General features: G+C 69.7%; 10 protein-coding genes and 1 pseudogene. 6 read left to right on the top strand and 5 right to left on the bottom strand.

What is annotated here, in order from left to right; all coding sequences use genetic code 11:
* The first annotated feature begins 34 nt into the window (after positions 1-34).
* Entirely contained in the window at positions 35-1,252 is a 1,218-nt protein-coding gene (locus tag ACRDSK_RS26275) for an acyl-CoA dehydrogenase family protein (protein ID WP_431443965.1), read from the top strand.
* 85 nt (positions 1,253-1,337) lie between these two features.
* Positions 1,338-2,939, top strand: a complete 1,602-nt coding sequence (mdlC, locus tag ACRDSK_RS26270) for a benzoylformate decarboxylase (protein ID WP_431443964.1) — start codon at positions 1,338-1,340, stop codon at positions 2,937-2,939.
* Between the two features lie 15 nt (positions 2,940-2,954).
* Here the strand turns inward: mdlC and ACRDSK_RS26265 are convergent, their stop codons facing one another.
* Genes ACRDSK_RS26265 through ACRDSK_RS26250 form a run of 4 tightly spaced genes read right to left on the bottom strand, consistent with a single transcriptional unit; the run spans position 2,955 to position 6,487 of the window.
* Positions 2,955-3,845, bottom strand: a complete 891-nt coding sequence (locus tag ACRDSK_RS26265; RefSeq protein WP_431443962.1) for an ABC transporter ATP-binding protein — start codon at positions 3,843-3,845, stop codon at positions 2,955-2,957.
* Position 3,846: 1 nt separating this feature from the next.
* Positions 3,847-4,659 (bottom strand): ABC transporter permease, encoded by an 813-nt coding sequence (locus ACRDSK_RS26260; protein WP_431443960.1) that lies wholly within the window; start codon positions 4,657-4,659, stop codon positions 3,847-3,849.
* Positions 4,656-5,429, bottom strand: coding sequence for an ABC transporter permease (locus tag ACRDSK_RS26255; RefSeq protein ID WP_431443959.1), 774 nt, complete (start codon positions 5,427-5,429; stop codon positions 4,656-4,658). The genes ACRDSK_RS26260 and ACRDSK_RS26255 overlap by 4 nt, the downstream gene beginning before the upstream one ends.
* A 23-nt stretch (positions 5,430-5,452) precedes the next feature.
* A complete protein-coding gene (locus ACRDSK_RS26250) occupies positions 5,453-6,487 on the bottom strand; it encodes an ABC transporter substrate-binding protein (RefSeq protein WP_431443957.1) in 1,035 nt (344 codons plus the stop codon).
* 641 nt (positions 6,488-7,128) lie between these two features.
* On the opposite strand from ACRDSK_RS26250, the gene ACRDSK_RS26245 reads away from it, so the two are divergent.
* From ACRDSK_RS26245 to ACRDSK_RS26230, 4 genes are read left to right on the top strand one after another with little or no spacing between them, the layout of a single operon-like run.
* A complete protein-coding gene (locus ACRDSK_RS26245) occupies positions 7,129-10,062 on the top strand; it encodes a sensor histidine kinase (RefSeq protein ID WP_431443956.1) in 2,934 nt (977 codons plus the stop codon).
* A complete protein-coding gene (locus ACRDSK_RS26240; RefSeq protein ID WP_431443954.1) occupies positions 10,059-10,484 on the top strand; it encodes a roadblock/LC7 domain-containing protein in 426 nt (141 codons plus the stop codon). Before ACRDSK_RS26245 ends, ACRDSK_RS26240 begins: the two co-directional genes overlap by 4 nt.
* Before the next feature lie 46 nt (positions 10,485-10,530).
* Complete coding sequence (locus ACRDSK_RS26235; RefSeq protein WP_431443966.1) at positions 10,531-11,229, top strand: DUF742 domain-containing protein; 699 nt, start codon at positions 10,531-10,533, stop codon at positions 11,227-11,229.
* Positions 11,210-11,818, top strand: a complete 609-nt coding sequence (locus ACRDSK_RS26230; RefSeq protein ID WP_431443951.1) for a GTP-binding protein — start codon at positions 11,210-11,212, stop codon at positions 11,816-11,818. The genes ACRDSK_RS26235 and ACRDSK_RS26230 overlap by 20 nt, the downstream gene beginning before the upstream one ends.
* A gap of 177 nt (positions 11,819-11,995) precedes the next feature.
* On the opposite strand, the pseudogene ACRDSK_RS26225 reads toward ACRDSK_RS26230, so the two are convergent.
* A pseudogene (locus ACRDSK_RS26225) lies at positions 11,996-12,305 on the bottom strand (helicase-associated domain-containing protein); the annotation flags it as partial.

Here is a 12,305-nt window from a genome sequence, read left to right as displayed (position 1 = left end):
CCCCACCTCTGTTTCGTTGCGGTAGCTTGGCCGCGTGAACCGCTGCCTCACGCCCCGCCAGCAGGAGCTCGTCGACATCGCCGGGAAGCTCGCGGACATCTTCGCCGAGCGCGCTCCCGAACACGACCGGGAGAACACCTTCCCGGTGGAGAACTACGACGACCTGCGGGCGGCCGGCTTCCTGAAGCTCACCGTGCCCACCGAGCTGGGCGGCCAGGGCGCGTCGCTCGCCGAGCTCGTGCCGGTGCTCGAGCGGCTCGCGATGGGGGACGGCTCGACCGCGCTGGCCGTCGCGATGCACATCTCGCCGATCGGCCAGTGGGCGAGCGTCTGGCGGCGCACCCAGAACCCGCGCCTTGCCGACCTGCTGCGGATGGCCGCGGCGGACAAGCTGATCTGGGCCTCGGTCACCAGCGAGCCCGGCATGCGCAACGACATGACCGACGCGAGGACCGCGGCGGTCAAGGTCGACGGCGGCTACCGGCTCACCGGCCGCAAGGCCTACGCCACCAACACCGTCGTGGCCACGCACTGCTCCACCACCGCGCGCTACGAGGAGGCCGAGGGCGGCCCGCGGCTGCTGCTGTGCCGCGTCGCGCTCGACGCGCCCGGGGTCACCAAGCACCAGACCTGGGACACGATGGGCATGCGCGGCACGCAGAGCAACGACATCGTCTACGAGGACGTGTTCGTCGCCGAGGAGGACGTGGTGCACTCGCTGCCCGTGGGCCACCTCGACGCGCGGGTGTTCGAGACCGTGTGGACGTGGGCGATGGGCGCGTTCGCCGCGGTCTACACCGGCATCGCGGCCGGCGCCGTGGAGTGGACCGCCACCCAGCTCGCGGCGCGCGGCAAGGGCGCGGACCCGTTGGTGCAGGACACGATCGGCGAGTGCGAGATCCTCGTCGAGAGCTCCCGCGCACTGAGCTACCGGCACGCCGAGGAGGTCGCCTCGCGGCGGATCTTCGACCTCGGTGTGCAGGAGGGCATCGCGCGCTGCGCACTGGTGAAGTACGTGGCCAGCAACAACGCCTCGCTCGTGATGCGCAGGCTGGTGGACGTGTTGGGCGGCGCGAGCTACTCGCGAAAGCTGCCGTACGAACGGATGTGGCGCGACGCCCAGGCGGGCATCTTCATGCCGATGGGCAACCAGGCCGCCCGCCGGATCATCGGCGCGAGCGCGCTCGGCGTCGAGATCGCCCCGGTGATCGGCTTCGACGAGACCGGCCACGACAGCCGCGCGAAATCGTGAGCGGGAGCGGAGCCGCGTACGCCGTCTGGACTGACGAGCAGCGCAGGAGGGAAGACGGCGTGTTAGCGGCGGAGCGGAGCGAACCATGGGCACAGTCGTGAGCACCGTCCTCGACGTCACACGGGATCTGCTGCGCTCACTCGGGCTCACCACGATCTTCGGCAACCCGGGGACCACGGAAATCGGTTTCCTGCGGGGTTTTCCGGAGGACTTCCGATACGTGCTCGGCCTGCAGGAGTCGGTCGTCGTCGCGATGGCGGACGGCTACGCGCACGCGAGCGGGCGGCCGGTGCTGGTGAACCTGCACTCGGCGGGCGGCGTCGGGCACGGGCTCGGCCACGTGTTCACCGCCTACCGCAACAACACCCCGATGATCGTCCTCGCCGGCCAGCAGGTGCGCTCGCTGTTGCCGGGCGAGCCGTTCCTCGGCGCGGTCGACGCGACGGTCTTTCCCCGCCCGTACGTGAAGTGGGCGACCGAGCCGGCGCGGGCGCAGGACGTGCCGGCCGCGCTCGCGCGTGCCCATCACCTCGCGACGCAACCGCCGTACGGTCCGGTGTTCGTCTCGGTGCCGGCCGACGACTGGGACGCCGAGACCGACCCGCTGCCCGAGCGCCCGGCGATCCCCGGCTTCGGCCCGGACCCGGCGGCCATGGCCGCCTTGGTGTCCGCTGTGGACGGTGCGGTCAACCCGGCGCTCGTGGTGGGCCCGGGCGTCGACGCCGAGGGGGCCGTCCCCGACGTCGTCGAGCTGGCCGAGCGGGCGCGGGCGGGCGTGTGGGCGAGCCCGATGTCGTGGCGCAGCTCGTTTCCGGAGGACCACCCGCAGTTCCTGGGCTTCCTGCCGCCGGAGGAGCGCGGCACGGTCGAGGCGTTGCAGGGCCACGACCTCGTGGTGGTGCTGGGCGCGCCGGTGTTCCTGTACCACGTCTACCGCGGCTCGTCGAACCTGACGCTGCCGCCGCTGTACCTGGTCAGCGACGACGAGCAGGTGCTCGCGCGGGCCGGCGCCGGCCCTGGCATTCGGTCTGGCATCCGGTCCGGCGTGCGGGTCGCGGTGCGGGCGCTCGCCGACGCGGTGGCGGTGCCCGAGCGCCCGGTGCCGGCCGGCCGGGACCTTCGGCCGCGCCCGCCCGAGTCGTTCCCGATCACGGCCGAGTGGGTGTTCGCGACCCTGGCCGACGAGCTCGCGCCGGAAACGCTGCTGGTGGAGGAGATCCCGAGCCACCTGCTGGTGCGCCGGGAGTACCTGCCGGTGCGCGCCACACGGACGGGCCTGCTGAGCACCGGCGGCGGCGCGCTCGGCTACGGCCTGCCGGCGGCGGTCGGTGCGGCGCTCGGCGCGCCGCACCGCAAGGTGGTCGCCGTGCTGGGCGACGGGTCGAGCATGTACGGCATCCAGGCACTGTGGACCGCGGCCCGCGAGGGGCTGCCGGTGACGTTCGTGATCCTGGACAACGCCCAGTACGCGGCGGTCGACATCCTCGCCGGCCCGGAGTACGGGAAGATGCCGGGCGTCGAGCTCGGCGGGCTCGACTTCGCCGCGCTGGCGACCGGGATGGGCTGCCGCGCGCACCGGGTGGAGCAGCCGCAAGAGCTGAAGCCGGCGCTCACCGCGGCCCTGGCCGACGATCGTCCCGCGGTGATCCACGTCCAGGTGGACCCGAACCCGACCTTGCTGTACTGAGCTGTACGGGGCCTGTCAGCGGCCGGACTGCTGGCGCGCCTCTTCGCGCTCGGCGGCCAGGAAGCGCTCGGCGGCGAGCTCCTCCGCCGAGCGGATCGGCGTCGTCTGCTCGGCCGGGTCCGCAAGGCCCGCGTCGGGCCGCTTGTCGTGCAGCAACCGGGCGATCTCGGTGCGCAGGTCGACGAACGTCGACGAGCCCCGGGTGGTGATCTGGTCGCGCTGGGCCGGCAGGTCGACGTTCAGGTCGGTGACGATCCGCGCGGGGGAGCGGGACAGCACGAGCACGCGGTCGCCCAGGTAGACGCTCTCGTCGATGTCGTGGGTGACCAGCAGCACCGTGCTGCCGTGCTCGCGGCGCACCCGCAGCAGCAGGTCCTCGAGCTCGGCCCGGGTCTGCGCGTCGACCGACGCGAACGGCTCGTCCATCAGCAGCAGCGCCGGCTGCGAGGCCAGCGCCCGGGCGATCGCCACCCGCTGCTGCATGCCGCCGGAGAGCTGCCACGGGTACTTGGCGGTCGCGTCCGCGAGACCGACCCATTCGAGGGCCTCGCGCGCCCGCGCCCGCCGCGCGGCGCGCCCGGACACCCGGCTCTTCAGCGGGAACTCGACGTTGCCGCGCACGGTCAGCCACGGGAACAGCGAGCGGCTGTAGTCCTGGAACACGACCGCGAGGTCCTCGGGCACGCCGTGCACCGGGTCACCGTGCAGCGTGATCGTGCCGGAGGTCGGCTTGATCAGCCCGGCGATGCAGCGCAGCAAGGTCGACTTGCCGCAGCCGGACGGGCCGACGATGCACGCGAGCTCGTCCTTCTCGACCGAGAAGCTCAGCTCCGCGACCGCCGTGTGCGCGCCGGGACCGACGCCGTACTGGTGCACCAGGTCGCGCACCTCGAGCATGGTCGGCATGTCACCCTCCTGTTTTCGCGGCCGCGACGGCCGCGCGAGTCGGCTGCCAGCGAAGCGCCCGGCGTTCGACGAGCAACAGCAGCAGGTTCAGCACGTACCCGATGATGCCTAGCAGCACGACCCACGCCCACATGGTGAGGAAGTCGAACTGGGACCGTGCCTGGTCGAGCTGGAAGCCGATGCCGCTGGTGGTCCCCACCATCTCCGAAACCACCATCAGGATGACAGAGATGGCGAGGGACAACCGCAGCCCGGCGAAGATCTTGGGCAGCGCCGCGGGCAGCACCACCATGGTGACCCACTGGCCGCGCGGCGTGCGGAACGAGCGGGCGGTCTCGGTCTTCACCGAGTCCACCGAGCGCACGCCGTCGACCGTGTTCAGCAGGATCGGCCACACCGAGGCGAAGACGATCAGCGAGACCTTCATCTCGTTGTCGAGTCCGAAGAGCAGGATGAACACCGGCACCAGCGCCGGCGAGGGCAGCGCGCGGAAGAACGCGAACAGCGGGCCGACGTACTGCATGCCGGTCCGCGAGCGGCCGAGCGCGGCGCCCAGTGAGACCCCGACAACGATGGCGATCGCCCAGCCGCCGAGCACTCGCGCGAGGCTCGGCACGATGTCGACGGTCACCGTCTCGGCGATCCCGAAGTTCCCCTCGGGAGTGGTCAGCCACAGCTCGCCGCCGTGCCGCAGGATCTCCAGCGGAGTGGGGAACCACACGTCCTGCGCGGCCGCGGTGGCGATCTGCCACAGCACGACGGCGACCGCGAACACCACCCAGCGCTGTGCGAACCCGGTCACGTGCCGCCTCATGACAGGGCCTCCACGCGGGTGGTGTCGCTCCACCGGAACACGCGCTTGCCCAGTCGTTCCAGGCCTTCGTTGACCAGGTAGCCGATGATGCCGATGACGATCGTGCCGGCCAGCACCGGTTCCATGGCGCCGACGTTGGTGGCCGTGTCGATGATGAACGCCCCCACGCCGACCGCGCTCCCGGCCAGATACTCGGTGGACACGGTCACGATCAGCGCGATCGCGGCCGAGAGCCGCAGGCCGGTGAAGGCGAACGGCGCCACGTGCGGCAGCGCGACCGTGGCCAGGACGCGCACCCGGCGGGTGCCGAACGACCGCGCGGTGTCCAGCAGCATCGGGTCGATGTCGTCGAGGGCGTAGATGATGTTGAACAGGATCGGCCAGACCGACGCGTAGAGGGCGAGCAGGATCTTCGCCTCCGGGCCGGACCCGACCGTCATGATGATCAGTGGGATGAGCGCCACCGGGGGGATGGGGCGCAGGAACTCGATCAGTGACCGGGTCGCGGTGCGCAGCCAAGGAAGGCTGCCGAGCAGCAGGCCACCGGGCACGGCGACCGCGACCGCGAGAGTCAAGGCGATGAGCCAGGCCAGCACGGTCGCGACCACGTCGCGTAGGAAGTCCTCCTCACCGAGCAGGTCTACCAGCCGGACCAACACGTCGGATGGCGTCGGCAGGAAGACCCGCTCGATGAGACCGAGCCGGACGGCTCCTTCCCAGATCAGGAAGAAGCCGGCCAGCCCGATGAGGTTGCGAATGAACGGACGCAAGGTTTACGGCTGTGTTGCGTGCGTCAGCTGGCTGGCGCTGAGGCCACGACCATGGACTCCGCGTCGATCGGCGTCTGGATGACGTCGAACTCGAGCATCAGGTCCGGCACCCGCTGGATGCGGGTGGCGTCCAGCTTCGACTGGAACGTGAGCAGCGTCGCCATCTTCGCGGTGTCCTGGTCGACCCCGGAGAACTCGACGAGCATCGGCTCGACCTTGCTCCGGTCGGACAGCGCCAGGTCGGTGCCCTTCTGCATGGCCCGCTGGAACGCCGCGACGGTGTTCGGGTTGGCCTTGACGAACTCGCCACTCGAGGCCCAGCCGGCGGTCGGCATGTCCGCGGTCGGGCCGGTCGCCGCGTCGAAGATCGGCTGCGCGCCGGCCTCCTTCATGGAGATCGTGAGGAACGGCTCGGTGACGAACGCCGCGTCGACGCGCTTGCCCTTGAGTGCCGCCGACGTCGCCGGGAACGGCGTCTCGACCCACTTGATCGACTTGTGGTCGACCCCGTTGGTCTTCAGCGTCGACATGGTGAGCAGGTCGGAGATCGTGCCGGTCGCGGTGACCGCCACGCGCTTGCCGGCCATGTCCTTGATGTTCTTCACCGACGAGTCGGGAGTCGCGACGACCATGCAGCTGTTCGGGCCGGCCGAGGACGCGTCCGCGATGAGCTTGATCCCGCCCTTGTCCTGGGCGGCCTTGCGGCTCTCGGCCAGGAAGAACGGCGTGTAGCTGGAGTAGGAGATGTCCACCTCTCCGCTCACGAGCTTGCCAACCGACTCACCGCCGCTCGGCGCGTCGACGAACTCGATGTTGAGACCCTCGTCCTTGAAGAACCCTTCCTTCATCGCCAGGTGGAACGGCGCGAGGTCGGTGGTCTTCATGATCGAGACCTTGATTTCGGATGTCTCGAGCTTGCCGTTGCTGCTCTTGGCGGGCTCGCTCTCGTCCTCAGAGCCGAGCAGGCCACAGCTGGTCAGGGTCGTGACCAGCGTCAACGCGGTCGCGACCAGGGGGAGACGGGAGCGGAAACCGCGCCCGGTGACGCCTTTGGGCATTGAGCCTCTCCTCGTAGGTGAGGGTGGTAGAAGCCAACATGTGGTGGTGCCCCGCACACCAGGGCGCCACTCTAGAGAGTGTCTTCGTCGCGTCACAATCAGTGCTGGCGTTCTGCGATCCAGGTGACGACCCCTGGTGGGCCGAGAGTGGCGGAAGGTAACGCGCCTGCCCAAGGGATGTGTCAAAGGGCAACACATGGTCACCACCTGCGTGTCAACCGCTACCGAGAGGCAGCGCGTTCACCCGTTTGTGAGACTAGACACCTAAACCGATTCGGAAAAATTGTTGTCTGCGTGTGACTTTTCCTACCCTGATGTGTGACCATCCATCCGGAGGGCTTACATCAACGAGTAGACTCCGCTACCTTCTGTGGCCACAGTGAGGTATGAAGATTCATCGAAGCGGTTTAAGGAGCGCGCCCCGATGATCTTGCGCGTGCTTCCCGGCAGTGGGAGCTGGGGAGTAGAGCTGCATGGGTGCGTGACCGCTGGGGGCGCCCGATGTGACTGCGTCCTTGCTGGGGTACTTGTCCGTTCGAGCTGGCGGGCTACCGGCTTGACAACCAGGGAGAGTGCTGGGAGTGCCCGACCACACTGATATCCCACCTCGCACCGGCTACAGCACCGACTATGGTGCCGCCGTGCCCGACCCGAACCACATGCATGGCCGGCCTCCGGCCGCACCGGCGACCGTCATGAAAGGCGGCTCCCGCCTGCGCATGCGCAACTGGCGCCTGCGAACCAAGGTCATCGCCGTCATCGTCGTACCGACGCTGACCGCGTTGATCCTCGGTGGCCTGCGCGCACAGGTGGACCTCGACCGCGCCGCTGAGTTCCGCCAGACGGTGAGCCAGGTGGACCTCGCCCGGAACGTGACGAGCGTGGTCCACGAGCTCCAGAAGGAGCGCACGCTGGCGGTCGCGCGGGTGGCCAGCGGCGGCGACGGCCCCCGCACCGAGCTCGACACCCAGGTCAATCTCGTCGACCAGGCGGTCAGCTCGGCGCAGCAGGCGGCCGCGTCGCTCGACACCAGTGACGAGGCGGCCAAGAACCGCTACAACATCGGCCTGCAGCGCCTGTCCGCCCTGCAGTCGATCCGGCGCACGATCGACCAGTCCGCCTACCCGGACGCCGCGGTCTTCGGCTCCTACTCGGCGGTGCTCGACGCGGTCGTGCGGCTGGGTCGGGAGATCAACACCGCGGTGACCGACCGGAACCTGCTGCGTGAGAGCTCGGTCATCCAGTCGCTGTCGGAGAGCAAGGAGAGCGTCGCGAAGGAGAACGCGATCCTGCAGATCGCGGCCGCTCGCAACTCGTTCCCCTCCGACCTGCTCTCGCGCATCCGCGACGCGCAGTCCAGCGCCGCGAGCGCGCTGGGCGACTACCGCGCGAACGCCTCGCTCGACCAGCAGCAGCTGTACTCGGACACCGTCTCCGGTACCGAGGTCGACAGTCGCCAGCGCATCAAGTCGCAGGCCATCGCGTTCGCTGAGCTCAACCGGCCGCTCAACATCCCGGCCGCGGACCTGACCAACTTCGGCTCGGCGACGCTCGAGCACCAGCGCGCGGTCGAGACCGAGCTGCTCAACGACCTGCGCGACGACGCAAACGCCCTGGCCGACTCGGCCACCGCGTCGGCGTGGCGGGACGCGGCGATCGTGCTGGTCGCCCTGCTGCTCGCGCTCGGCCTGATGGCGATCGTCACCAGGTCGCTGCTGAAGCCGCTTCGGGTACTGCGCCGCGAGGCGCTCGAGGTCGCGAACCGCAGGCTGCCGGCCTCGGTGCAGCGAATCCTCGCCGACCCGGACCCGGCCGAGGCCGCCAAGCACGCGGTCGAGCCGGTGGCGGTGTTCACTCGCGAGGAGACCGGCCAGCTGGCCCGCTCGTTCGACGCGGTCCAGGAGCAGGCGGTCCTGATGGCGACCGAGCAGGCCCTCCTGCGCGACAACATCAACTCGATCTTCGTCAACCTGTCCCGCCGGTCCCAGGCGCTGGTCGAACGCCAGCTGTCCCTGATCGACCGGCTGGAGCAGGACGAGCAGGACCCCGACCAGCTGGCGAGCCTGTTCGAGCTCGACCACCTGGCCACCCGGATGCGGCGGAACTCGGAAAGCCTGCTGGTGCTCTCGGGCACCGGCCTGTCCCGCCAGCTCAACCGTCCGGTGCCGGCCTCCGAGGTCGTCGGCGCCGCTGTGTCCGAGGTCGAGCACTACGCCCGGGTCGAGGTCGCCTCGGCGCCCGAGGTCGCGGTCCAGGGCCGTGCGGTGTCCGACCTCGTGCACGTCATCGCGGAGCTCCTGGACAACGCCACCTTCTTCTCCGAGCCGGAGAAGAAGGTCATCGTCCGGATGGCCATGACCCGCAAGAAGGAACTGGCCATCCAGATCACCGACCAGGGCGTCGGCATGTCCGAGGACGAGATCGAGTCGGCCAACGCACGTCTGGCCGACCCGCCGGACCTGGACGTCGCCGTGACCCGACGCATGGGTCTGTACGTGGTCGCCCGACTGGCCAAGCGGCACAACATCATCGTGCGGCTGCGCGACAACGAGGACATCGAGGGCGGCCTGATCGCGCGGATCAACGTGCCGGCCGAGCTGGTGCAGCCGGTGGGCGAGCCGTCCCGGTCGATGTCGGCCACCTCGACGACCTCGTCGCTGCAGGCCGCGGCCGACGCGCCGACCAGCGCGGGATCCAGCCTCCCGGTCCGCAACAGCGGCATCGCCGGTGCGTTCACCGGCGGCATGCCGCGGCTGCGGTCCGATGGCGGCCCGATGGACCCGGGTGCGGAGACCCGTCAGAACCGCACTCCCGAGGAGGTGGCCGGCTACCCGGCCTTCCAGCTCGGGTACGGCCAGACCGGCACGGGAACGGCGAACGGCGCGAGCACCGAGGCGCCGCCGACTCAGGACCCGACCGGCCAGAACGGCCGGCACTCGGACCAGCCCAGCGGCGAGCACTCGGCGCTGTTCGGCAGCCCGATGCCCGACCAGGGGCCGGAGGACTCCGGGACCTTCCCGCCGCTGGGCGCGAGCCGGCCCCCGGACGCCGACCTCAGTACAGACGCGCCGACCGAGCGGCTGCCGATCTACGAGGCCGTGCTGTCGCAGTGGTTCGAGGCCGGGGACACCGGTTCGGTGCAACGCCAGTCGGCCGCGCCCGAGACGCCGGCCGAGACGACCGACACGAACGGTGCCGGCGCCCAGCCCGTACCAGAGACTTCCGAAGCGACCCAGCAGCAGGACACGTCGTGGACCTCACCAGGTGACGACGGTTGGCTTGCCGCGCAGACGCTCCTGGAGACCGCCCCGGAGTCGCAGACCACCACAGCCGGTCTGCCGAAACGGGTGCCCAAGGCACAGCTCGTGCCGGGCTCGGCGGCGCCACGCCATGCGGCGGCCGCTGCGGAGACATCAGCGGCTCCGCCTTTGCCACCGCGTTCGGCAGACGCCGTCCGTGGCCGCATGTCAAGCTTCCAACAGGGCGTTCGGCGCGGCCGACACGCTCTCATCGAGGCCTACGCTGGTGACCAGTCCGGTCCCGAGGACAGCCGTAAAGACGAGGAGCAGGAGTGACGACCCCGTCCGCCAATCAGCCCGGTAGCTTCGGGTGGCTCATCACAGATTTCGTCCGTCAGGTGCCAGGAGTGGCGCACGCCGTGGTCGTGTCCGCCGACGGGCTGCTGCTCGCCGGGTCCCAGGGACTGCCGCGGGACCGCGCCGAGCAGCTCTCGGCAGTGTCCTCTGGTCTCGTCAGCCTCACCGCGGGTGCGGCTCGCTGCTTCGAGGCCGGCGGTGTCAACCAGACCGTGGTCGAGATGGACCGCGGGTACTTGTTCTTGATGTCGATCTCGGACGGCTCGTGCCTCGCGGTGCTGGCCGCGCCGAACTGCGACATCGGTTTGGTCGCTTATGAGATGACCCTGTTGGTCGAGCGTGTCGGCCAGCAGATGACCCCGGAACTGCGTGCCCAGCTACAGGGCGCTCAGCGCAGGTAGTCATGCTCACCGCACGAGAGCGGAAGCAGAGCGGAGGCTGGACGGGATGCGTCCATCTCGAGGACACCTGCAGCGGCGTCAGTCGCCGCACGCCGGAGAGTCAGAGCGGAGGCCAGTAGAGATGCCGGAGAAGGGTTGGGAGGACCTACCCGAGCATGATGTCGGCGACGCACCACACAGGTTCGACGTCGACGGCTTCCGGGCGAGGTTGTTCGGTGGTCCGGGTGCCACGCTGTACGGCGACTCGGGCATCCCTTCGCAGGGCGCGTGGGACAGCAAGGAGATCCCTCAGGTCGGACCCGACCAGAGCCAGATCAACCCGCTCAGCGCGAGTGGTGTTTGGGGAAGCGCCGACCTGCTGAACGGCGACTCGGGTCCGGGTCGCGGGGCACCTGCGCCGCACGAGACCGGTTCGCTGGTTCGCCCGTACACCAAGACGGGCGGCCGCACGAGGTCCGACTACGATCTTGCGATCGAGGCGCTGGTCTCCACGAGCGAGCGGGGGAAGGCCCCTGATGCGGCGGTGCGACCGGAGCACCGTTCGATCTGTGGGCTGTGCTTGGACACCCGATCCGTCGCGGAGGTGGCCGCACATCTGCGGTTACCGTTGGGCGTGGCCAGGGTGTTGATTGGAGACATGGCCGGTATGGGGCTGGTCCTGATCCATCAGAGCGGCATGGTCGTCGGCGATCGGCCGTCGATCGACTTCATGGAAAGGGTGCTCAGTGGTCTCCGCAGGCTCTAGTCCCCTCAGCCCGCGCGGCACGTCACCGCAGCCGACGACCTCGGCGAAGATCGTTGTCGCCGGCGGGTTCGGGGTCGGTAAGACGACACTCGTAGGCTCGGTGTCCGAGATCGTTCCGCTCACGACCGAGGCCGTGATGACCGAGGCGAGCGTCGACGTCGACGACCTGTCGAACACCCCGAACAAGGTCACCACCACGGTGGCCATGGACTTCGGGCGTGTCTCGCTGGACAGCGACCTGATCCTGTACCTGTTCGGTACGCCGGGTCAGCACCGCTTCTGGTTCATGTGGGACGACCTGGTGCGCGGCGCCATCGGCGCCGTCGTGCTCGTCGACACCCGCCGTCTCGCCGACGCCTTCGCCTCGATCGACTTCTTCGAGGACCGGCAGCTGCCGTACGTGGTGGCGATCAACTGCTTCGACAGGGTTCTTCACCACCGCATCGACGACGTGCGCGACGCGCTCACGATCGACCAGTCGGTCCCGATGGTCACTTGTGACGCCCGCGATCGGGAGTCGACGAAGGAAACGCTCATCACGCTGGTCGAGCACGCCATGCACCAGCGGATGTCCGCCCGCGCCGGCTAGAGCTGGCACAGCTCGACGAACCCGACCAGTCCGCCTGCCCGGAATTCAACGTGTTGGTCGCGTTCCGGCGGAGGGTGCGGATGGTCGGTTCACTGTGGCTGGGTGCCGTCACGGTCCCATGAGGCTGCGGTCACTGTAGTTTCTTCGCGTCCCCTTCGGGGGACGACGCGCCGTGGTTCAGCTGCTTATCAGCGACGCCGACGTGATTCGGTGCAGGGGGTACTGCCGCACCGCGTTGGAGGCGTCGTCGCGGCCCTCCAGGATGCCGCCGCCCACCCGGAACGGGGTCACCACCCGGCGGCTCGCGGTGCCGCGGGAGTCCACGAAGTCGATCAGCACGTGGCCCTGTCGCTCGATCGCCTCCCGCAGCAGCGCCAGCGTCGCCGCCGTGTCCGCGGCGCCGCCGCCCGAGGTCAGCGACACCGTTCGGCCCGGGCGGGTGGCCGCGGCCGTGTCGCCGGCCCGCAGCTGCCGCACGATGTCGCGC

The organism is Actinophytocola sp. (assembly GCF_050699915.1).
GTDB lineage: Bacteria > Actinomycetota > Actinomycetes > Mycobacteriales > Pseudonocardiaceae > Actinophytocola.
This window is presented reverse-complemented; position numbering and strand designations above follow the sequence as displayed.